Origin of the sequence: Acinetobacter sp. YH12106 (genome assembly GCF_013418995.1) — a bacterium.
In the GTDB taxonomy this organism is placed as follows: Bacteria; Pseudomonadota; Gammaproteobacteria; order Pseudomonadales; family Moraxellaceae; genus Acinetobacter; species Acinetobacter pseudolwoffii.
In genome coordinates this window covers 1-20,347 of sequence record NZ_VPAV01000018.1, presented here as the reverse complement: position 1 = coordinate 20,347, position 20,347 = coordinate 1, and the positions used below count along the sequence as shown (strand labels likewise).

The 20,347-nt window shown below is 43.4% G+C and carries 24 protein-coding genes; 15 read left to right on the top strand and 9 right to left on the bottom strand.

All coding sequences use genetic code 11. The features are described 5' to 3' along the window. Window positions 1-19 precede the first annotated feature (19 nt). The 4 genes from FTU45_RS11810 to FTU45_RS11795 form a co-directional block, all read right to left on the bottom strand. A complete protein-coding gene (locus tag FTU45_RS11810) occupies window positions 20-433 on the bottom strand; it encodes an HIT family protein (protein ID WP_005170623.1) in 414 nt (137 codons plus the stop codon). A 31-nt stretch (window positions 434-464) separates the two neighbouring features. Next, on the bottom strand, window positions 465-734 hold the full coding sequence (locus FTU45_RS11805; RefSeq protein WP_005170626.1) for a YARHG domain-containing protein: 270 nt from the start codon (window positions 732-734) through the stop codon (window positions 465-467). An 86-nt stretch (window positions 735-820) separates the two neighbouring features. Beyond that, window positions 821-1,693, bottom strand: coding sequence for an NAD(P)-dependent oxidoreductase (locus FTU45_RS11800; protein WP_100329572.1), 873 nt, complete (start codon window positions 1,691-1,693; stop codon window positions 821-823). A gap of 62 nt (window positions 1,694-1,755) precedes the next feature. Further along, on the bottom strand, window positions 1,756-2,853 hold the full coding sequence (locus FTU45_RS11795) for an alpha/beta fold hydrolase (protein ID WP_100355327.1): 1,098 nt from the start codon (window positions 2,851-2,853) through the stop codon (window positions 1,756-1,758). Between the two features lie 142 nt (window positions 2,854-2,995). On the opposite strand from FTU45_RS11795, the gene FTU45_RS11790 reads away from it, so the two are divergent. The 9 genes from FTU45_RS11790 to trpB all read left to right on the top strand — a co-directional run bounded on the left by FTU45_RS11790 (window position 2,996) and on the right by trpB (window position 10,699). Continuing rightward, complete coding sequence (locus FTU45_RS11790; protein WP_100355326.1) at window positions 2,996-4,183, top strand: O-succinylhomoserine sulfhydrylase; 1,188 nt, start codon at window positions 2,996-2,998, stop codon at window positions 4,181-4,183. A 28-nt stretch (window positions 4,184-4,211) separates the two neighbouring features. Next, a complete protein-coding gene (locus FTU45_RS11785) occupies window positions 4,212-4,541 on the top strand; it encodes a YbaB/EbfC family nucleoid-associated protein (RefSeq protein WP_004731251.1) in 330 nt (109 codons plus the stop codon). A gap of 13 nt (window positions 4,542-4,554) precedes the next feature. Next, window positions 4,555-5,151, top strand: a complete 597-nt coding sequence (gene recR, locus FTU45_RS11780; RefSeq protein ID WP_004278698.1) for a recombination mediator RecR — start codon at window positions 4,555-4,557, stop codon at window positions 5,149-5,151. Window positions 5,152-5,329: 178 nt separating this feature from the next. Then, entirely contained in the window at window positions 5,330-6,472 is a 1,143-nt protein-coding gene (locus FTU45_RS11775; RefSeq protein WP_180076435.1) for an HRDC domain-containing protein, read from the top strand. 130 nt (window positions 6,473-6,602) lie between these two features. Next, window positions 6,603-6,908, top strand: a complete 306-nt coding sequence (locus FTU45_RS11770; protein ID WP_005097076.1) for a YcgL domain-containing protein — start codon at window positions 6,603-6,605, stop codon at window positions 6,906-6,908. 21 nt (window positions 6,909-6,929) lie between these two features. Beyond that, the gene (locus tag FTU45_RS11765; RefSeq protein ID WP_005170643.1) at window positions 6,930-7,313 is read left to right on the top strand and encodes a hypothetical protein; all 384 of its coding nucleotides are present in this window, start codon (window positions 6,930-6,932) and stop codon (window positions 7,311-7,313) included. 21 nt (window positions 7,314-7,334) lie between these two features. Further along, the gene (locus FTU45_RS11760) at window positions 7,335-8,186 is read left to right on the top strand and encodes a MoxR family ATPase (RefSeq protein ID WP_100355324.1); all 852 of its coding nucleotides are present in this window, start codon (window positions 7,335-7,337) and stop codon (window positions 8,184-8,186) included. A 13-nt stretch (window positions 8,187-8,199) separates the two neighbouring features. Further along, a complete protein-coding gene (locus FTU45_RS11755; RefSeq protein ID WP_100357027.1) occupies window positions 8,200-9,387 on the top strand; it encodes a VWA domain-containing protein in 1,188 nt (395 codons plus the stop codon). A 103-nt stretch (window positions 9,388-9,490) separates the two neighbouring features. Beyond that, complete coding sequence (gene trpB / locus FTU45_RS11750) at window positions 9,491-10,699, top strand: tryptophan synthase subunit beta (RefSeq protein WP_005170649.1); 1,209 nt, start codon at window positions 9,491-9,493, stop codon at window positions 10,697-10,699. Between the two features lie 156 nt (window positions 10,700-10,855). On the opposite strand, the gene FTU45_RS11745 is transcribed toward trpB, so the two are convergent. The 3 genes from FTU45_RS11745 to FTU45_RS11735 form a co-directional block, all read right to left on the bottom strand. After that, window positions 10,856-11,287 (bottom strand): CBS domain-containing protein, encoded by a 432-nt coding sequence (locus FTU45_RS11745; protein WP_005170650.1) that lies wholly within the window; start codon window positions 11,285-11,287, stop codon window positions 10,856-10,858. A 104-nt stretch (window positions 11,288-11,391) separates the two neighbouring features. Then, window positions 11,392-11,772 (bottom strand): DUF2750 domain-containing protein, encoded by a 381-nt coding sequence (locus FTU45_RS11740; RefSeq protein ID WP_180076434.1) that lies wholly within the window; start codon window positions 11,770-11,772, stop codon window positions 11,392-11,394. Window positions 11,773-11,923: 151 nt separating this feature from the next. Then, window positions 11,924-12,157 carry a hypothetical protein gene (locus FTU45_RS11735; RefSeq protein WP_005097069.1) on the bottom strand — a complete coding sequence of 78 codons (234 nt, stop codon included), beginning with the start codon at window positions 12,155-12,157 and terminating at the stop codon, window positions 11,924-11,926. A gap of 224 nt (window positions 12,158-12,381) precedes the next feature. On the opposite strand from FTU45_RS11735, the gene FTU45_RS11730 reads away from it, so the two are divergent. Beyond that, window positions 12,382-12,741: a hypothetical protein gene (locus FTU45_RS11730; RefSeq protein ID WP_035337940.1), complete on the top strand. Its 360-nt coding sequence runs from the start codon at window positions 12,382-12,384 to the stop codon at window positions 12,739-12,741. A 97-nt stretch (window positions 12,742-12,838) separates the two neighbouring features. Next, window positions 12,839-13,162, top strand: coding sequence for a hypothetical protein (locus FTU45_RS11725; protein WP_005170656.1), 324 nt, complete (start codon window positions 12,839-12,841; stop codon window positions 13,160-13,162). On the opposite strand, the gene FTU45_RS11720 is transcribed toward FTU45_RS11725, so the two are convergent. Together FTU45_RS11720 and FTU45_RS11715 are read right to left on the bottom strand one after the other, a co-directional pair. Beyond that, window positions 13,086-14,663: a pitrilysin family protein gene (locus FTU45_RS11720; RefSeq protein ID WP_180076433.1), complete on the bottom strand. Its 1,578-nt coding sequence runs from the start codon at window positions 14,661-14,663 to the stop codon at window positions 13,086-13,088. The two genes, FTU45_RS11725 and FTU45_RS11720, sit on opposite strands and share 77 nt — an antisense overlap. An 11-nt stretch (window positions 14,664-14,674) precedes the next feature. Beyond that, window positions 14,675-16,069 carry a pitrilysin family protein gene (locus FTU45_RS11715; RefSeq protein WP_180076432.1) on the bottom strand — a complete coding sequence of 465 codons (1,395 nt, stop codon included), beginning with the start codon at window positions 16,067-16,069 and terminating at the stop codon, window positions 14,675-14,677. Between the two features lie 179 nt (window positions 16,070-16,248). Here FTU45_RS11715 and ftsY point away from each other — a divergent pair, with 179 nt between their 5' ends. From ftsY to FTU45_RS11695, 4 genes are all read left to right on the top strand, one after another. Continuing rightward, entirely contained in the window at window positions 16,249-17,355 is a 1,107-nt protein-coding gene (gene ftsY / locus FTU45_RS11710) for a signal recognition particle-docking protein FtsY (protein ID WP_005097061.1), read from the top strand. Window positions 17,356-17,528: 173 nt separating this feature from the next. Next, window positions 17,529-18,218, top strand: a complete 690-nt coding sequence (locus FTU45_RS11705; RefSeq protein WP_005097060.1) for a nitroreductase family protein — start codon at window positions 17,529-17,531, stop codon at window positions 18,216-18,218. Between the two features lie 191 nt (window positions 18,219-18,409). Then, the gene (locus tag FTU45_RS11700) at window positions 18,410-19,003 is read left to right on the top strand and encodes a nitroreductase family protein (RefSeq protein WP_005097059.1); all 594 of its coding nucleotides are present in this window, start codon (window positions 18,410-18,412) and stop codon (window positions 19,001-19,003) included. 200 nt (window positions 19,004-19,203) lie between these two features. Beyond that, the gene (locus FTU45_RS11695) at window positions 19,204-19,857 is read left to right on the top strand and encodes a DUF2057 domain-containing protein (RefSeq protein WP_074383185.1); all 654 of its coding nucleotides are present in this window, start codon (window positions 19,204-19,206) and stop codon (window positions 19,855-19,857) included. Window positions 19,858-20,347: the final 490 nt, after the last annotated feature.

Below are 20,347 nucleotides of genomic sequence, written 5' to 3'. Positions count from 1 at the left end.
TTTTTTTATTCAGTTAAACTTAAAGTGCAGCTTTGATTTTTTCAGCCAGCGCTTTAATTTTTTCCTGATCACCCATCTGGGCAGCATGTTTACCCAAGTTGTGCAGAGAAGTCGGCACTAGATGAAAATGAATATGCGGTACAGTCTGGCCAGCAGCAGCACCTGATAATTGCATCAGGACAATGCCGTCAACGCCCAAACCTTTTTCAATTGCTTTCGCAACCTTCTGTACAATTTGAATCGTATAGGCCGCAGCTTCAGGATCTAGATCCAGTAAAGTGATGGCTGGTGCTTTCGGAACGACCAGAGTATGACCATCTGCTTGCGGCATGATGTCCATAAATGCAAGAACCTGGTCATCTTCATACACTTTAATCGCAGGAAGTTCACCGCGTAGAATTCGTGCAAAAATATTCTGATCATCATAAGTCATAAGTACATTCCTTGAGCGTTATTGAATTGAATTATTTACAGTTCAATTCTTTCTGACGATCTTTGATCACGTCAAGACGCTGTTGCTCTTTTTCCGAGAATTTTGGCTTGGTTGTATAGCAATTGTCATTGCCGAACTTCGCTTTTGCTTCTGGATCTTTAAAACAGAATCCTTTAGACGCATAAATCACGTCATGATCATTTTTCAATTTTTTGCATTCCTGTTCAGATGCAAGAACCGATGTTGAAGCCCCGAACAAAGTTGCTAAGCCAATTAATGCTGCAACAGAAAATTTCTTCATGCGAGTTTCCTCTGGGTTATCCACTATATGTGCCTGCCTACTAGTCACAATATGAGGTTTTGTTATCATTATTCAATGGCGAGATATTACTCGATGGTAATATTACTCCATGATTCATACATTTTCACGGCACTGGAAAAATCACTGTTTTTATCCGATAGATCACTGGCCGCCTGAATTAGATTCTGGGTTAATGATAGCACAGGCGCAGACAGTTTAGCCTCACGCGCCAGATCGATTGCGATGCCGGTATCTTTGGCCAAGAGTGGCAGGGCAAAGGTTACAGGAAAACTGCGATTTAAAATACGCTGCGGCAATACGGTTTCGGTCACCATGCTTTTACCACTTGAAGCATTAATACAATCCAGTGCTTCATTCAGGTTGACTCCATGTGCTTTCAGCGTAGTAAAGCCTTCTGCGACCGCACACAGGTTTACAGCCATTAACATATTATTCACAGCTTTCACTGCAAAACCTGCGCCAGATTCACCGACATGCTTAATCAGTGTGCCAAAAGCCTGCATCGCAGGAAGGGCTTTTTCAAAACCTTGGACATCGCCGCCTACCATCACTGTCAAGGTGCCATTTTCAGCGCCAATGGTTTGACCGCTGACCGGTGCATCCAGAAAGATCGCCCCACGTTCAGCCAGTTGTGCTGCCAGTTTTTGCGCGGAATCCGGTACACCACTGGTACAGTCGACCCAGACTGAGCCGGATTTAAGCGACAAATTTTCCAGAAGTTGTGCTACATCGGCACTGGTCGGCAAACATGAAAAGATAATATCTGCCTGAACGGCCTGTTCTAGCGTAACGGCTTGAGTGCCATATTCAGCAGCATGTTGCTCTGCTTTGTCAAAATTGCGGTTCCAGACATAGACGGTATCAAACTGCTTGGGTAAATGTGCCGCCATACGATAACCCATGGCACCTAAACCGATAAATGCTACTGACTGAATCATGCTGTATCCTCTGAATATGTAAATAAATTTTAATGTTTTTTGGCGATGCTGACGCAGATGCGCTAAGCATCAAGACGTGTAGAGCGCTGCGCCAGCCAGGTCGTCATTTTGGGCCAGAACGTATTGGCTGTTTTCTGGTTGGACATCAGGCCCAGATGACCACCCGGAATCAGAGTAAACGTCTTATCCTGGCTACTTGTCAATTCTATCAAAGGCTTAGCTGACTGTTCTGTGACAATCTGATCGGTTTGGCCGGCACCGACCAACAGCGAGCAGCTGATATTCTTAAGGTCAACAGTACGACCATTTAAGGTGATTGAACCTTGTTTTAAAGGATTTTGCAGCCACAGATGTAAGACCATGTCCTGATTAATCCCGCCCGGATAATCAATCATCTTATTCAGAAAATTTCCCATGGTGGCATGTTCATAGACATTTTCGACATGATCCAGATTCAGCAAAAACTGCTTCTGGCTTTTCAGCCAGCCGATCGGATCCAGTAACTTAAAGCCCAAGGCATTTACAATGCCGGGCGTATGAATATATTGCTTTGGAATATGACCCTGATGAATGGCCTGTTGCAGATTTTTATTTTTAGAAATCAGTTTATTGGTGGTCGAAAACAGTTTGCCGACCCGTCCTGATGCATAACTGTCGATGGGGCTGCCAACGACCATCAAATTTTTGACATGTTCAGGCGAATGCAAGGCGGTATAAAGCGTGACAAATACCCCAGCCATACTCCAGCCGTGTAGGGAAATGAACTGACTGTCCGAATGCTTGCAGATGGTTTCAATAGATTGAGGAATGGCTGCATCAATAAAAGACAAAAAGTTTAAATGACGATGTCTAAAGTTAAAACGTTTCCATTCCACCAGATAGACATCAAAACCGCTATGCTGAAAATGCTTGACCAGCGAACGATAGGGATACAGATCATAGATATCCATATTGATGGCGAGAGGGGCGACAAATACCAATGGCTCCTTGTATTTCTTATCGGGTGAGGCGTAATAGCGAATCTTGCAAAACTCGGTGCTGGCAATATATTCAAAAGGCGTTTTTTGCGACAGAATCAGAGAGGAGGCATTAAACATCCGGGCACTGAAATGTTTCAATTTTTTTTGCTGGCGCTGAAAGTTTTGTTTTAACTGAATCATGTAAATAAAATATCCGTATCCGGGGAAGGATTGATCGAAGTCTAAGCAATAATTGCTTATTATGCCTTGACCTGAAATAGCATAGGCGCTCAAAATGTTGGCAATTTTTTACAAAAGGCAGCCTTAGGGCTGAGGTAGAGCGATGAGCCAGCAAGACGATATTTCATATCAATTAGAAACTTTAGCCATCCGTATAGGTCATACCCGTAGCTTTGAGGGTGAGCATGCTGAACCCATTTTTCTAACATCGTCATTTGTTTATGAAAATGCCGCCGAAGCTGCTGCGAAATTTTCAGGTCAGGAACCGGGCAATATCTATTCTCGCTTTACCAACCCAACCGTTGCCATGTTTGAAAAACGTCTGGCGGCACTCGAAGGTGCAGAGCGCGCCGTTGCTACCAGTTCAGGTATGGCTGCCATTATGGCAGTGACCATGGCTTTTTTGAAAGCAGGTGATCACGTCATCTGCTCACGTGCAGTCTTTGGTTCGACTGTTTCGCTATTTGAAAAATATGTCGCAAAATTTGGGGTTAGTGTCGATTTTGTAGATTTGACCGATCTTGATGCATGGAAAAATGCCATCCAGCCTGAAACCAAATTACTGTTTGTTGAGTCTCCATCAAACCCGCTTGCAGAAGTGGCTGACATTCAGGCATTGGCTGATATTGCCCATGCCAATGATGCTTTACTGGCAATCGACAATAGCTTCTGTACACCAGTGTTACAACAACCCCTCAAATTTGGTGCAGACCTGGTGGTGTATTCTGCGACTAAATATCTGGATGGTCAGGGCCGTGCCTTAGGTGGAGCTGTGGTTGGAAACCATAAACTGCTGGAAGAAATCTTTGGTTATGTGCGTACCACAGGTCCTTCAATGAGTCCGTTTAATGCATGGGTATTCCTGAAAGGCTTGGAAACGTTACGTTTACGTATGCGTGAGCATTCAGCAAGTGCGCAGCAACTGGCTGAATTTCTGGATCAGCATCCAAAGGTAGAGAAGGTTTATTATGCCGGTCTGCCTGCGCATATCGGTCATGCGCTGGCAGTGAAACAGCAGACGGGTTTTGGTGGCATTGTGTCTTTTGAGGTGAAAGGCGGTCGTGAAGCCGCTTGGACAGTCATTGACAATACCCGGTTTATCTCGATCACCGGTAACCTGGGGGATGCGAAATCAACCATTACCCATCCGGCAACCACTACACACGGTAAATTATCGCCTGAAGCCAAAGAAGCAGCAGGTATTCGCGAAGGTTTAATTCGTGTTTCTGTTGGTTTAGAAGAGATTGGTGATATTATTCGTGATATTACTCGTGGTTTAGATCTTATCTAATTTTATAAATTTATGTTCGGAGATATTTATGAACATTAATATGTTGATGCAGCAAGCTCAGCGCATGCAAAAAGAAGTTGAAAACAATGTAAAAAAAGCCAAAGAAGAGCTGGCACAAACTGAAGTGCATGCCGAAGCGGGCGGTGGTTTGGTCAAAGTCACTATGACTTGCCGCAATGTAGTGAAGCGTATCGAAATCAACCCTGAATTACTTCAGGATGATCCAGACATGATTGAAGACCTGATTGCAGCTGCAATGAATGATGCAGCACGTCAGGCAGAATTGGTCTCTGATGAAAGAATGAAAGCAGCAAACTCGGGTATGGGTTTACCACCGGGTCTGGCAGGTATGTTCTAAGGAAGAATGCGCAATGTTTAGTGATCGTTTTGATCAACTGGTTCAAGCATTACGCATTTTGCCAAGCGTTGGGCCGAAATCGGCTCAACGTATGGCATTGCATATGATCATGAAAAATCGTGAAGGTGCAATTGGTCTGGCGCATGCGTTGACTGAGGCGACCAACTACATTCATGAATGCTCAGTCTGTCATTCATTGACTGAAGATGAAGTGTGCAATATCTGTACGTCGCTAGATCGTGATGATGAATTGCTCTGTGTGGTGGAATCACCTGCAGATGTTATGGCGATTGAGCAAAGTGGCAGCTTTAGAGGGAAATACCATGTACTGGGCGGGCATTTGTCACCGCTCGATGGGATTGGTCCTGAAGAAATTGGCATTCCGTATTTGTTGCACCGTTTGGCCAATGGTCAGGTGAAGGAAGTCATTCTCGCTACTAATGCGACGGTAGAAGGTCAGGCCACGGCACATTATCTGGTGGAAGCCAGCAAGCATTTGCCGATCCAGATGACTCGAATTGCCCAAGGTGTACCACAGGGTGGTGAACTGGAATATGTCGATAGTCATACCTTGAGTCAGGCCGTACATAACCGGATGCGCATGAAGTAAGATAGACTTAAAAATCTTGTTAGTTTTAATATAAAAAAGATATTATTTAAAATCCAGAGCCTAATAAATAAGGGGTATTTTTGCTAGATAGAGCAGAATTAGCGTTATTTTTTATACAAAAATTCTATAGATCAGTTAATATGGATCTATCGAGAATCTAATTTTAGACTCAGTCTTTATGTTTCAATTTATTCAACATCAAAACGATTTATACCCTGTGCTGAACCTGATGGATCAGAGTTCTGTTTACGGGCTGGATACCGAATTTATCAAGGTCGATACTTTGTGGCCGAAACTGGGTGTGTTTCAGATCAATGTAGACAACAAGGTCTATTTGCTGGATGGAACCACCCTGGATCTGACTGAGTTCTTCAATAAAGTTTTTAACGCCCAGCAGAATATTTTTCATGCTTGTAGCGAAGATATAGATCTGCTTTATCACTATACCCAAAAGAAATCGCTGACCAATGTGTTTGATACCCAGGTGGGCATGTCTTTCCTGGGGCATGGTCTGCAAGTTAGTTATCAGAATGCGTTGAAGCAGATGCTGGAAGTGGATATCGAAAAAGACCAGACCCGTTCGAACTGGCTGGCACGTCCATTAAGCTCAGAACAGTTACTTTATGCGGCCAATGATGTGCATTATCTGGTGCAACTGTCCGAGAAGATCAAGCAGGATCTGGATACGAAATACCTGCTCGATTTCGCTCTGCAAGACTGTCGTTTCCTGACCCAGGAAATTGGCGAAGATACACCAACAGCCTTGTTATATCAGGATGTCGGCAATTACCGGCATTCACGCCGTCAGCTGATGCAATTACAGCAATTGATGGTCTGGCGCGATCAGATTGCCAAAGCACTGAATCAGCCACGTAGTTTTATCTTAAAGAATGTCAGTATGATTGATCTGGTCGAGAAGTTCCCGCGCAATAACTTCCAGCTGAGTCAAGTCAAAGATATCCGTTCAAATGTGGTTCGTGAACATGGTAAAACCATTCTGGATCTGCTGAAATTCTTGCCGGAACCGGAAAGCTGGCCGTTACGTCTGGCGCGTCCAATCCGTCATTCCTCCAAAGATATCGGCGAAAAGATCGATAACATCATTCAAAATGTAGTCGATGAAACCTCAATTCCAAAAGAAGTGCTGATGCGTAAAAAATGGCTGAATGCCTTGTATCAGCATGTGGTCTTTCATAAGGATGAGCAGGATCTGCCGGATTATCTGCTGGGCTGGCGCTATGAACTGTTAACCCAGCCACTGATTCAGGTGCTGCATCAGGATGAATCTTATTTATCGACCCAGATGAAAGTCAGCGAGTGATCGCTTGCAGGATTGGTTAAAGATAGAGCAATTATACAAAATCACGACTGATGCATGAGACGTGGCTAATGTTTCTGTCTTTTTTTTGATGTATCCTTGCGGATGTTTTTCCAGAAAAGTCGTTTGAAACATGCAAGTGTCTATCTACAAATCCAGCAAAAAAAGTGAAATGTATCTGTATGTGGCGCGTCCTGCGGATGAAAGCGAAGCTGAAACATTCGAGCCACTCAGCGTATTGTCTGAGCCCGTACAAGCCGCATTTGGACGTGCGACTTTTGTCATGCATCTTGAACTGAGCGAATCGCGTAAACTGGCACGTGCCAATGTATTGCATGTGATGGATTCTATTGCTACACGTGGTTTCTTTTTGCAAATGCCGCCAGAAGGCTTGATTGATCCGAATGCAGTCGCTCCAGAAGGATTGCGTGGCGCTTAATGTTAATTCAGGAGTTGTGAAATGAATGGTTATGTTGCTGTCTTAGACTCAATTCCTGAACAGAGCATTGCTGTTGCGGTTTATCTGCTGGGCAGCCTGATTGCTTTATGGTGCTGGTATGGCGTAACCAGGCGCCTGCCTAAGCCACTGGGTGGTTTTTTGTGGATTTTAGGCTTTGCCATTCTATTGACACCGACGGTATCCGAGGGGCCGAATGCCTCTATCGCACCTGCAATCTTTGGCTTGCTGTTTGGTGTGTTGACCAAAGAGCAAGCTCTGATTTGGATTAATGCGTCACTTATTTTATTTGTCATTGGGATTGGATCTGTGATTGGCTATTGCTGGTCGACCTATGTGTCGAACAAGGGCAATCTTCGTGTTCACAAGAAAAGTTCACCGTTGTAAGTAAAAAAATAAGGTTAAATCATGTCTGCTGATCATCAACAATTTTCAGGTACAGCTCAGTACATTGCGACTGACAGTTTAAAGTTGGCGGTTAAAGCTGCCCGTAGTTTACAAAAGCCGTTATTGGTCAAAGGTGAGCCTGGTACAGGGAAAACTTTATTGGCTGAGCAGGTAGCAGAAAGTCTGGGCCTAAGACTGATCACCTGGCATATCAAGTCCACCACCAAGGCACAGCAAGGCCTGTATGAATACGATGCGGTGTCGCGCCTGCGTGATAGTCAGCTTGGTGATGACCGTGTCTATGACATCAAGAACTACATCAAGCCGGGTAAACTGTGGGAAGCATTTACCAGCGAAGAACGTTGTGTCTTGCTGATTGATGAAATTGATAAGGCAGACATCGAGTTTCCGAATGACTTGCTACATGAACTCGATAAAATGTCGTTCTATGTGTACGAGACCGGGGAAACCATTACCGCAACCCAGCGTCCAATCGTCATCATTACCTCAAATAATGAAAAAGAATTGCCCGATGCATTCCTGCGCCGTTGTTTCTTCCACTATATCGAATTTCCGGATGAAGCGACCATGCGCGAAATCATCGATGTACATTTCGAGAATATCTCTGCCACATTGGTCAATGAAGCCTTGCAGGTTTTCTTTAAATTGCGCCAGATTCCGGGTTTGAAAAAACCACCATCAACATCTGAGCTGATTGACTGGCTCAGCCTGCTCATGGCTGACGACATGCCAGAAGATATTCTGCGCAATACTGACAAGTCCAAAGCGATCCCACCTTTATATGGGGCCTTGATTAAGAATGAGCAAGATGTCCAGTTGCTTGAACGCCTAGCATTTATGTCACGTCGTTAAGGGAGAAACACGCATGTTCGTGCGACTGTTTTATACCTTACGCAAATACGGCGTGCCGGTATCAACGCGTGAGCTGATTGACCTGAATCAGGCGGTTGCCGCTGGTCTGGTGTTTGCCGATCAGGACGAATTCTATCAGTTGGCTAAAACTGTCATGGTCAAGGATGAGCGCTATTTCGACAAGTTCGATCGCGCCATGAAAGACTACTTTGATGGTATCGCGACCTTTGATCTGGATGAACTGCTAAATCAGGTGCATAAACTGCCTAAAGACTGGTTTGATCTGGAACTGCTCGAGAAACATCTGACCCCTGAACAGCGTGAAGAACTGAAAAAAGCTGGATCACTGGAAGAACTGATGAAAATGCTGGAAGAGCGTCTGCGCGAACAGCATAAAAAACATCAGGGTGGCAACAAGATGATTGGTACCGGCGGCACTTCGCCTTTCGGTGCTTATGGCGATCATCCGGAAGGGGTGCGTATTGGTGGGCCGGGACGGAAACGCTCTGCGGTGAAAGTCTGGGAGCAGCGTCAATATCGCAACCTCGATGATGAGCAGATTCTGGGAAGTCGTCAGATGCAAATGGCACTGCGCCGTTTGCGTAAATTCGCGCGTCAGGGTGCAGCCGAAGAGCTGGATATCGATGGCACGATTCGTGAAACCGCCAAGCAGGGTATTTTAGACGTACAGCTGGTGCCTGAGCGCCGTAACCGCATTAAGGTGCTGATGCTGTTTGATGTCGGCGGTTCCATGGACTCACATATTGCCCAGTGTGAAAAACTGTTTAGCGCAGCCAAAACCGAATTTAAAACCCTGGATTATTTTTATTTCCATAACTGCCTGTATGACTATGTCTGGAAAGACAATATCCGTCGTTCCAGTTCACGCATGAATACCTGGGATTTACTCAATACCTATGGTCGCGATTATCGGGTAATTGTGGTCGGTGATGCCAGTATGGCGCCTTATGAAATCACCTCGGTCGGCGGCTCGGTTGAATATATGAATGATGAAGCAGGACAGGTCTGGCTACAGCGTCTGCGACAGCATTTTGATAAAACCGCATGGCTGAATCCCGAAGAAGAAAACTATTGGCATTACACGCATAGCATTGGTTTAATTAAGCAAATCTTTGAAGATCATATGTTTCCAATGACTTTGAAAGGCATTGAAGATATGACCAAATATCTCGCGCGTTAATTTTATTTTTCTGTTAGTGGCTTTATCTATAATTATGAGTGGGTTAACCACATTATTTTAGGATAAAGTCATTTGTTGTACATTCCAAAGTTCAGGAATTATTATGGCTCATCAAATTAATGGTATTGCTTTACCCAATGAGGACGGCTTTTTTGGTCAATATGGCGGTCAGTTTATTCCGCCCGATCTAAAACAGGCGATGGACGATATCAATGTCGCTTATCAGGAAATCCGCCATACTCCAGAATTCCAGAACGAGCTTAAAGACCTGTTTGCCAACTATGTGGGTCGTCCAAGTCCTTTATTTCATGCCAAGCGTCTGTCAGATCAGTTAGGCGGTGCACAGATTTATCTGAAACGTGAAGATTTAAATCATACAGGTGCACACAAGATCAATCATTGTCTGGGTGAGGCTTTGCTGGCCAAATACATGGGCAAGACCAAAGTCATTGCAGAAACTGGTGCGGGTCAGCACGGCGTCGCATTGGCAACTGCCTGTGCCTTGGTTGGGATTCCATGTGAAATTCACATGGGTCAGGTGGATATTGAAAAAGAGCATCCAAACGTCGTAAAAATGAAGATTCTGGGTGCGCGCCTGATCTCTGTGACGCGTGGTACAGCAACCCTGAAAGATGCAGTTGATAGTGCATTTGAAGAATACTTGAAAGACCCGAAAAATTATATCTATGCCATTGGTTCGGTGGTGGGGCCGCATCCATTTCCAATGATGGTACGTGATTTCCAGTCCATTATCGGTGATGAAATCAAAGTGCAAAGTAATGACCGTTTTGGTGCAAATCCGGACTATGTGGTGGCCTGTGTTGGCGGTGGTTCCAATGCAGTGGGTGCATTTACCGCGTTTTTAAATGAACCGGAAGTAAAGCTGGTGGGCGTAGAGCCGGGAGGTCATGGCCTGGACACCGATATGCATTCGGCGACCTTAACACTGGGTAAACCAAGTCAATTGCATGGTATGGCCTGCTATGTGCTGGAAGATGAGCAGGGTGAACCTTTACCGGTACATTCGATTGCTTCTGGCCTGGATTATCCTGGTGTGGGGCCGCAACATAGTCTGCTTAAGGATTTGGGCCGGGTCGAGTACACCACCGCCACCGATCAGGAATGTCTGGATGCTTTCATGACCTTGTCGCGTGTAGAAGGTATTGTGCCGGCTTTAGAAAGTTCACATGCAGTGGCCTGGGCAATTCGTGAAGCAGGCAAATTGCCAAAAGAAGTCAAGATCGTGGTCAATCTTTCTGGGCGTGGTGATAAAGACTCAGATTATGTGGCAGAGAAACTGGGTTTAAATTAAGTTCGCTGACAATATTGATATAAAAAATCCCGGTCATGTACCGGGATTTTTTATAGGTGAAATCTGCGTCTTTGTCATGACTTTATTATTTAAATTAAGGGCCTTTAAACTTGATTTTTGCCATGTTTCAGATCTTTTAAAAACACTAAACTGCTTTTAACCTGAAATATACTGCTGCAGCTGTTCAATGAGTTTGCGTTGATCATCCATTGCTGCCTTGACCAGATCTCCGATTGAAATCAAACCGATCAGTTTTTCATTCTCCACTACTGGTAAGTGCCGCAGGTGACGTTCAGTCATCAGCGATAAACAGTCTTCTACGGTGGTAGATGTGGTTACGGTAATCACTTTAGAGGTCATGATCTCGTTAACCGTGGTGTCGAATGAGGTTCTTTGCATCAGGGCAATTTTACGGGTGTAATCTCGCTCTGACAGAATACCGACTACATTGTCTTCATGGGTTACCACAAGCGCCCCGATTCCTTTGTCGGCCATCAAGGTGATGGCTTCTAGAACTGTAGAATCTGGACGGATGGTATAAATAGCTTGATGCATTTTTTCATTGAGCACCTGTGCCACATTGGTCATGCTTAATCATCCTTACTGGTCAATTTATTATTAATCCTAGAGTATGCATTCAACCTGAACATCTCTAAGTGTTTAGGTTTTAGTCTTTATAAATAACATGTTATTTAAGCAATGTGCAGTCTTTGTTCAGAAAAAAATAGATGACGCATTTGTGCAGCAGTCAGTTTGAGTCTGGTGCCATTGGTATTACACAGGGCTGGCGTAACATTCAGTCGTGACAGGGTCGGCAATAATGCATTTTCAAAATCTTCAGAGTTGATTTTACGCGGGATATAATCCGGCCAATGCTGCTTGGCGTGGTTTTTGGCATCCAGTGGATTCAGCCAAAAGGGAAAAATACAGTCTTCCTGATCGCGCATCATGGCCCAGCCTTGATGATATGCGCCCCATAGCTCGCCACAATTCCTTAGGGATTTCAGCATGGTGATCTTGAAAAGAGACTCTTTACAGATCGGATCAATTTGAATAATTTTTCGTGGTTTCATTAGAATAAAGTGCAATTAAGTGTCTGGCTCTATTCTAGGAACTTTGTATGAAATTACTGTTTCAGCTTTGCAAGATTTCGTAAGAGAATATGTATTTATTGCTATTTATCGAAAAAAGAGCGGAAAAAAACGCCACCTAGGTGACGTTTCATCATGCTTGCAGGGTGGCCATGTTTTGCCAGTACTGCGCTTTGAGTGAATCCCGTTCTACACGGAAGCCTTGATAATAAAGTTCTGCTAAAAAAAGCGCCGCTTTACCATGACCTGCACGAGCTGCATCTTCAAGCTGTTTTACCGCATCCACAAAGTTCATTTGGGATTGGATGGTATTCACGGCATCTGCATACAGATGTTCCAGATCGTGTTGAGAGAGTTGTTGTATCATATAAAAACTCCTTAATTTTAATTATGATTACAGGACAGACTAATCAGTCTAAATACAAATATAACTTAGTATTGTTAAACTAATATTACAAAATAATGGAAAAGTCAACCATTCGATTTTATTCGTTTACTTTAGTTATAGTTTACATGACTAAACTATACACACTTATAAATATTATTAAGATAAATTGTAAATAGAGATCAAACAATAAGGAGAAAACCATGATGACAAGAACTTTAGATGGTGTAAATTTTGATATGCCACCAACTGCTGGGCAAATCCTAGAACTTGCACATTTGCATCGCAAAAAACTGGATGACGCTATATTTAGTAAATATACGCATCTGGGTAATTATGGGCTGGCACAACGTAAAGAGGTGTATGACTTTACCCGTGCTCTGGATGTCAATCAGCGTGAGCAGTTCTATAAACTCTATAATGGCGAGTTGGTTCGAATTGCAGATGAAGATCGCCTGCATCCCCCTGAAGCAGAAGCGGGGTTAAGTAAATTTGCTGTTGCACTGGTATTGGTGATTGTAGCATTGGTGCTGTATTCAACTATTCTGAGCAGAATGATGAGCTAATCCGCAGAGTCGTGGGTTTTAGCCCTGCTAAATATGGCGCTACTGACTTGAACTTATATAAACCTAACCATACACTACCTTTAACTTGAGGTAGTGTATGTCTATAGATACAGAAAAGTTAATTCAATGGTTCAGCAGAATCAAGCTGGAACAGATTTATAATATTGTTGTCATTTTTATGGTTGTGGTAATTTTATTTTTAGCCGCATTGGCTCTCTATCGTCCGCTTAACATCTCTCAAATCACCCAGATTCGGCAACTTTCTGAACAGCAAAATTTGCCCCAAACTCAGGATCTGGCACTGGCTCTGTTAGAGCAGCAGCACATCCGTCGTGGGCAGTATCTTAAATTGATGCAGGCCTATCAGCAGGAGTCTCTGCGGGCGCGTCAGCTGCCACCGCTCTCGGTGGAGATGCCTTAGGCACAGGGTTTGCTGGCAAATTGAAATTGGCATCCATTAAATTCTGCTCCAAGCGCATTTTCAAGGCATCTTTATCCAGTTCTTTATTGACCACGACAAGCGTTAGGCGGTCTGGATGTAAATGTTTGCGTATTGCATTTTGCACATCCTTTGCGCTAATTCTGGCCAGACGTTTCGGATAACTGGATAAATAATCATTTTGCTCCCTATAAAAGCCCATATTGCCTAACTGGGCATTAATGGTGGCATTGCTGCTGTAATTGTTAGGGAAGGCGCGCAGCATGCCTGCTTTGGTTTCTTCCAGACGTTGAGTGTCAATCGGTTGGCTGACAAAATTGATAAATGCCTGATGTGCAACCTGAATACTCTCTAGTAGCTGATCCTGCCGTGTAGAATATTTAAAGCTGAATACTCCGGGTGCCTGACTAAAGCTGAATGAGCTATAAGCGCCGTAGCTAAAACCACGTTTGACCCGCAGTTCCTGCATCAGTACTGCATTAAATCCACTCCCGCCAAACATGCGGTTGGCGACTTCTAGGGCCAGTCGATCTTCAGTAAAGCGTGATGGCCCTGTATGTCCAAAAGTGATATGCGCCTGAGACGAGTTATAGGGTAAATGCACCACTTCAAAACCAGATTTAATTTCAGGCTGTGGTAATGCAGCTGCTTTTTGACCTTGAGTTAAATTGCCGGCAATCCGTTCTGACAGTTCCAGCGCCTGTTTGGGGCTGAGTTTACCGGTAATAGCAATATTCATATTTTGCGCCACCAGAAACTGATCACGGAATTGTTTTAATAATTCGGCATTAATTTTCTTGGTACTGCCTTGGGTGCCACTGATTGGTTCTGCATAAGGATGCTGACCATATAGAGTACGATAAAAACGAATATCCATCAGCCGGCTTGGATTTTCCTGTAATTGCTTTTGTCCCACTTGGGTATTGCTTAAAGCCAGATTAATACTGGCGGGTTTAAATGACGCATTCTTTAGAACTTCCATCATCATTCCGAGTGCCGGTTCCAATTTATTTGGATCTGAAAGCGTACGCAGCCGAACCACAAACATGTCTCGATAGGCCTGTACGCTAAATTGTGCGCCGGCTTGGTCAAAAATTGCCGCCACCTGATTCGCACTATATCTGTCTGTGCCTTCACGCATCAGCCTGGCTGCCATGCTGGACAGGCCATAGAGTCCTTTAGTAATTTCTTGATCACGCGCCGAGCCGGCATTAAAGGTCAGCTGGATATCCACCATTGGAAGATCTTGGGTTTCAACAAATAGCGTACGTACCTGATAGCGATTGTTCAGGTCGTGAATATACGGTGCCTGAAATTCACGCTGCGGATTGAGATTTTTCAGGCTTTGCAACAGAGGGATAGACTGTAACTGACTCGGATTATCGTTTTGATCGGGTTGAGGGTCCAGATAATTTTCTGCATGAACAGCAGAAGCAAAACTTAAAATAAAAATAAGTAAAAAAGGGCGAAGATGATGACGCATTGCAATCCCCATTATTGGGCTTTTTGTTCAGGTGAGAGATAAAGTGTGCTGAGATTGTCTCGGACGAAATAGGCATTGGCGACACGCTGGATATCCTGAACGCTGACACTTTCAAAATGCTTGGGTAGTTCATCCATCAGCCGATAACTCAGTCCATTGACTTCCAGATTGCCAATCATTTTGGCCTGGCCGGCAATATCATCCTGACTATAAATCAAACTGGAGATAAAGCGGGTGCTGATACGATCTACTTCCTGTTGGGTCATGGCGGTGGTTTTGAGTAAATCCACTTCATCCTGAATCGCTTGTTGTGACTCTTGCAAAGATACGCCTGGCGCAGGTAAGGCAGAAATGCCAAACAGGCTGTCACCACGATTATAAGGATCATAAGAAGCGCTGACAGAGGTCAGAATTTTACGATCACGCACCAGACGGTCTTGCAGGCGTGAAGAAATGCCGCTGTCCAAAAGGCTACGAATAATGGTCAAGGCATACGCATCTTGGGGGTTTTTGGCAGTGCCGAGGGATTTCACATTCCAGGTCATGTACAGATTGGGCACCTGAACATTACTGTTAATTTCCATATGCCGATAGCCTAAGCGTTCAAACTCCAGCACATCATTACGTGGCGGTGTTGGACGCGCGGGAATATCTCCAAAATATTTTTGCACTTGCGCTAAAGCCGCTTCCGATTCCACATTTCCAACAATTACCAGAATGGCATTATTGGGGCTATACCAGTCCCGATACCATTTTTTGATATCATTTAACTGAATATTGTTCAGGGTTTTCATATGTCCAATCACCGGTTGGCGATAATGGCTGGTCGGATAACTGATCCATTTAAAGCGTTCAAAGGCCTGAGCGCGCGGGTTGTCATCGGTACGCTGGCGCCGTTCTTCCATCACCACTTTAATTTCTGGCGCAAAGTCCTGCTGCCGCAGTAATAAATTGCTCATGCGGTCAGATTCAAGTTCCAGTGCCATAGGGAAATAGGCCTTAGGATAGAGCTGATAATAATTGGTGTAATTGGTAAAGGTGGCGGCATTGATGCTACCGCCATAAATCCGGCTCAGACGGGTAAATTCGTCATTTGGAACTTTATGCGTACCTTTGAACATCATGTGTTCAAGTGCATGCGAGACCCCCAGAATATTGCCAGATTCATCACTGCTGCCGACTTTGTACCAGATCTGGGTCATCACCATGGGCGCACGATGGTCTTCCCGAATAATGACTTTTAATCCATTACTTAAAGTGGTTTCAAAAGTGGTGCGTGATAATTCACTACGAGTCTGGGCTTGGGCCTGATTAATACTTAATCCCAGCAATAGGACACCAAGTGGATAAAGCGTTTGTTTAATCATTCTGGAAAAAGAGGAGACAGTCAAAAAGGTAGCGGACACTAGATCTCCCAAAAAATAGGCATTTGTATTTAGGGTTATTTTTAATAAATGCGGAGATGAAAGCAACCAAGAGCTGTAGCTTTTTGGTATGTTTGTCCAGCATTTGCATTGCTAGCTGCAAAGCAGGCAAGTTATGGTAGAATCTGGGTTTTTAACGCAATGCTTTTCAAGGATTCGGCATGCAACAGCAATCTAATGGGCAAAACAAATTTTTGATTGATGCTGATATCGGAGATGATGATGTCACATTACCGAGCTTACCTGCGGTCAATGTGCCTATCGTAGAAACGCCAAGCGAAGCAGCTGTAGTTTCTGCACCTGTCGTAACAGAAACTGAAAATGAAGATTCTGCGGCGAAAGGTGGCTTCTTTAGCCGTATGAAAGAGGGTTTAACCAAAACCCGTAAAAACCTTGCCGATGGGATGGTCAATATCCTGATCGGTGGTAAAGAAATTGATGATGAATTATTAGAAGAAGTCGAAGAGCAGCTGCTGGTGGCCGATATTGGTGTGGAAGCCACCAAGACCATCATTGCTAACCTGACCGAGCGTACCGAACGTGGTGACTTGATCTACTCGCATTCACTGTATAAGGCGCTTCAGGAAGAACTGGTGGCTTTATTGGCACCCCGGGTAAAACCGCTACACATTGATCCGAATAAATCGCCTTATGTGATTTTAGTGGTCGGTGTAAATGGTGTAGGTAAAACCACCACGATTGGCAAACTGGCCAAACGTCTGCAAGGTGAAGGCAAGACTGTCATGCTGGCGGCAGGTGATACTTTCCGTGCAGCTGCAACGGAGCAGCTACAGATCTGGGGTGAGCGTAATAATATTGCGGTCGTGGCTCAAGGCAATGGTGCAGACTCGGCTTCAGTCATTTTCGATGCTTTTGAAAGTGCGCGTGCCAAAGGCGTAGATGTATTAATTGCTGATACAGCTGGTCGTTTGCATAACAAAGGTCATTTGATGCAAGAGTTGACCAAAGTAAAACGTGTCATGCAGAAAATTGATGCGACTGCACCACATGAAGTGATGTTGGTTGTCGATGCCGGAACAGGTCAGAATGCCATTAACCAGGTCGAAATGTTTGATGAAGCGGTAGGCCTAACCGGTTTGACCATTACCAAGCTCGATGGGACTGCCAAAGGTGGCGTACTGTTTAATATTGCCAGTCGTACTCATGTGCCGATTCGCTTTATTGGTGTGGGTGAGAAAATTGATGACTTGCGTCCTTTCTCTGCCAAATCTTTTGTTGCTGCATTGTTTGAAACTGAAAATAAATAATGCGTGATAATTCACACAAACTCCGCTAAGTGCGGAGTTTGTTGTTTTTGAGGGGTTTGAATGCTTTAAAAATCAGCTAGAAAATATGAACCAGATCTATCTACCGTAATAAAGCCATTATACTTGTATGGGATTATTCGAGCTGTTTTAGCTGGGTTTTGTGGGGGGAAGAAATGGCATTGCTAAATAAAATTGGTCAGGTATTAACAAGTGATATAACCAAGGACTTTAAATTTTCGAAAAAAAACAAACCTGATGATGATTTGAAACTGACTTTTGTTGATCAGTTGAAAAAGCGCCGTAGTATTTATGAACTTGGCAAGCGGGTACATTATAGTCAGGCGTATCTGAGTGAAATGCTTCAGGCAGCAGTTCGCAGTTGTCCTTCAGCCTATAATTCCCAAAGTACGCGGATTGTAGTGTTATTTGCGGATTCTCATTATAAGTTTTGGGAACTTGTCAAACAGGTTCAACGCCAGCATGTGCCCACACATATTTACGAAGGTGCAGAGATCAAGTTAAATCAGTGTGCCGCGGCATATGGCACGATTTTATTTTACGAAGATCAAGCCGTGATTCAGCAACTACAAAAGAAAATGCCGCTCAATGCAGAAGATTTCCCGATCTGGTCTGAACAGACATCAGGAATGGCGCAATTTGCCGTATGGACTGCACTGGCAGATTCGGGTTTAGGTGCATCTTTACAGCATTATAATCCGCAGATCGACACTTTAGTCGCCGAGCATTTTGACATTGAAAAGAGCTGGTTGTTACGTGCCCAACTTTGCTTTGGCTCGATTGAGCAGGCAGCAAAAGAAAAATTAGAACAGCAAGATCAGCACTTTTTTAAAGTATTGGGTTAAAAACCGATGAAGGACGGTATAGCAGCATGGATGCTGCGAATGAAATCTAATACAAATATTCTATTCAGATCTAAGTCTGATTGTTCTATAAATAAAACACATTGTTATGGGAATGCACCTGTTTTAAGTGCTCAAAACACGTAGTATGACTTTATCAGTTTTTAATAATCAAAATACATAGAGGTGAATTTATGGCATTTTTAGATCAAATCAAACAGCGCCGAAGCATTTATACCATTGGGAAAAATGTGAGCCTGGAGCAGGCTGAAATTGAAAATCTCATTAAAGATGCAGTTAAACACAGCCCATCATCTTTTAACTCGCAAACTTCTCGTGTGGTAATTTTATTTGGTCAATCACATGATACTTTCTGGCATATTGTGCGTGAAACCTTGCGTGATCTTGTTTCGACAGATGCATTTGAAGCAACCAATAATAAAATTAATGGTTTTGCAGCAGGTTATGGCACCGCATTGTTTTATGAAGACCAGAATGTGGTGAAATCGATGCAAGAACAGTTTGCACTCTATGCCGATAACTTCCCGGTCTGGTCAGAGCATTCTTCAGCCATTGCGCAGTTTGCAACCTGGACAGCTTTGGCAGAGAAAAATATCGGTGCCTCGTTGCAGCATTACAATCCAATTATTGATGAAGAAGTTGCACAAACTTTTGAAGTCCCATCGCACTGGAAGCTTCGCGCACAATTAGTTTTTGGTTCTATTGAAGCACCTGCGGGCGAAAAAACCTTTATGGATGATGCGGAGCGTTTTAAAACCTTTGCATAAATCGGGTTTCAGCTAAAAAGAAGTGCTTTTGTGCTTCTTTTTTTATTTGTACTGGCTAAATAGCAGATAATTTAAAATTGCCAGTCAAATAAATGCTAAAAGTTCAGGTGAAATAAGAGAAGTTTTTGTCATAAAATTGTCATTTCGACGCGGCATAGTGCAGCTCAACTTTAATAATTAACTTGAAATGAGTAGATGATATGGATTTTCGTATTGCGGCAACTGTAGCGGCACTGTTGTTTAGTACCTCGGTTTTTTCAGCGGTGACTATTACAGTACCTGAAGAAATTAAGATCGTTGCGGTAAATAATCAGGAAATAAAATCAAGTCTATTACGTTCTAATTCAACTTATAAACTGGATGCTGGAATGAATAATATCAGCGTCCGCTATAATGAGTTTTTTCAGCACTCTGATAATTCACATGACATTTTAAAGTCGGGAGTGCTTACTGTAAAAACTCCAGAGCTTAAAGATGGTGAAACCTATCGTTTAGCGTTAATTAATGCACCTCAGAATTTTGACGAAGCTAAAAAGTACCAGGATCAGCCCATCATTGGCTTATATGATGCAAAAAATCAGCTGCTTGTTCAGCAAGCGGGCGCTAAAGATGCAGCGAGAACATGGTTTGCAAATAATGTATTGACCAAAACAGTCGAGATGAGTAGCAAGTCAGCAACATCACTTAATCAACCAGCACCTGTATATGCTCAGGCAGCTAGTGTAGCTACGGTCGCCACTCCTCAAACTCAATTCGTCGGGCAGAATGATCAACAACTCATTCAATTATGGCAAAAGGCCTCCAAAGCTGAACGTCAAAAATTTATGACTTGGTTGGCTGAACAGACGAATTAAAAGATAAAGTATGAAGGATCAAATGGTATTGATGCTTTTTTAATAGGTAGAGTGCAGAGATTTATATTTGGTTATACTTTTAATGCAAAAAATCTGGAAAATCTCTCAGAAAAGGCTAAAAATAACATTTTAGATTAAAAAATAAACGTACAAGTCACTTTTTTGAATCTTTTTGAGAAAAGCCCTTGCGCTTGTTTCTAAAGTGTATAGAATACGCTGCATCAAGGCGATACAGCAAAACGAACTTAGCTGATTAAGTTAGGTTGTTGTGTGAGTTGCCTGGTAGCTTGTTTCTGACGAAGAGCAAGAAGATCATTAAGAGATTATGAAGAACAACTTGTGTGGATTTTTACTGGTTGATCAATCGAAATTATTTTCATTGATTGATGGTAAGAATGACTCGAAGTTTATTTGAGAAATATTTGTCAGAAAATTGATGAGCCAAGATTGGTGTCCTTTAGGCACTACTGATTTTAAACTGAAGAGTTTG

What these genes read in the sequence shown, in the direction of transcription:
- FTU45_RS11810 (WP_005170623.1), bottom strand. Translation starts at nt 433, where the DNA reads ATGACTTATGATGATCAGAATATTTTTGCACGAATTCTACGCGGTGAA.
- FTU45_RS11805 (WP_005170626.1), bottom strand. Translation starts at nt 734, where the DNA reads ATGAAGAAATTTTCTGTTGCAGCATTAATTGGCTTAGCAACTTTGTTC.
- FTU45_RS11800 (WP_100329572.1), bottom strand. Translation starts at nt 1,693, where the DNA reads ATGATTCAGTCAGTAGCATTTATCGGTTTAGGTGCCATGGGTTATCGT.
- FTU45_RS11795 (WP_100355327.1), bottom strand. Translation starts at nt 2,853, where the DNA reads ATGATTCAGTTAAAACAAAACTTTCAGCGCCAGCAAAAAAAATTGAAA.
- FTU45_RS11790 (WP_100355326.1), top strand. Translation starts at nt 2,996, where the DNA reads ATGAGCCAGCAAGACGATATTTCATATCAATTAGAAACTTTAGCCATC.
- FTU45_RS11785 (WP_004731251.1), top strand. Translation starts at nt 4,212, where the DNA reads ATGAACATTAATATGTTGATGCAGCAAGCTCAGCGCATGCAAAAAGAA.
- recR (WP_004278698.1), top strand. Translation starts at nt 4,555, where the DNA reads ATGTTTAGTGATCGTTTTGATCAACTGGTTCAAGCATTACGCATTTTG.
- FTU45_RS11775 (WP_180076435.1), top strand. Translation starts at nt 5,330, where the DNA reads ATGTTTCAATTTATTCAACATCAAAACGATTTATACCCTGTGCTGAAC.
- FTU45_RS11770 (WP_005097076.1), top strand. Translation starts at nt 6,603, where the DNA reads ATGCAAGTGTCTATCTACAAATCCAGCAAAAAAAGTGAAATGTATCTG.
- FTU45_RS11765 (WP_005170643.1), top strand. Translation starts at nt 6,930, where the DNA reads ATGAATGGTTATGTTGCTGTCTTAGACTCAATTCCTGAACAGAGCATT.
- FTU45_RS11760 (WP_100355324.1), top strand. Translation starts at nt 7,335, where the DNA reads ATGTCTGCTGATCATCAACAATTTTCAGGTACAGCTCAGTACATTGCG.
- FTU45_RS11755 (WP_100357027.1), top strand. Translation starts at nt 8,200, where the DNA reads ATGTTCGTGCGACTGTTTTATACCTTACGCAAATACGGCGTGCCGGTA.
- trpB (WP_005170649.1), top strand. Translation starts at nt 9,491, where the DNA reads ATGGCTCATCAAATTAATGGTATTGCTTTACCCAATGAGGACGGCTTT.
- FTU45_RS11745 (WP_005170650.1), bottom strand. Translation starts at nt 11,287, where the DNA reads ATGACCAATGTGGCACAGGTGCTCAATGAAAAAATGCATCAAGCTATT.
- FTU45_RS11740 (WP_180076434.1), bottom strand. Translation starts at nt 11,772, where the DNA reads ATGAAACCACGAAAAATTATTCAAATTGATCCGATCTGTAAAGAGTCT.
- FTU45_RS11735 (WP_005097069.1), bottom strand. Translation starts at nt 12,157, where the DNA reads ATGATACAACAACTCTCTCAACACGATCTGGAACATCTGTATGCAGAT.
- FTU45_RS11730 (WP_035337940.1), top strand. Translation starts at nt 12,382, where the DNA reads ATGACAAGAACTTTAGATGGTGTAAATTTTGATATGCCACCAACTGCT.
- FTU45_RS11725 (WP_005170656.1), top strand. Translation starts at nt 12,839, where the DNA reads ATGTCTATAGATACAGAAAAGTTAATTCAATGGTTCAGCAGAATCAAG.
- FTU45_RS11720 (WP_180076433.1), bottom strand. Translation starts at nt 14,663, where the DNA reads ATGCGTCATCATCTTCGCCCTTTTTTACTTATTTTTATTTTAAGTTTT.
- ftsY (WP_005097061.1), top strand. Translation starts at nt 16,249, where the DNA reads ATGCAACAGCAATCTAATGGGCAAAACAAATTTTTGATTGATGCTGAT.
- FTU45_RS11705 (WP_005097060.1), top strand. Translation starts at nt 17,529, where the DNA reads ATGGCATTGCTAAATAAAATTGGTCAGGTATTAACAAGTGATATAACC.
- FTU45_RS11700 (WP_005097059.1), top strand. Translation starts at nt 18,410, where the DNA reads ATGGCATTTTTAGATCAAATCAAACAGCGCCGAAGCATTTATACCATT.
- FTU45_RS11695 (WP_074383185.1), top strand. Translation starts at nt 19,204, where the DNA reads ATGGATTTTCGTATTGCGGCAACTGTAGCGGCACTGTTGTTTAGTACC.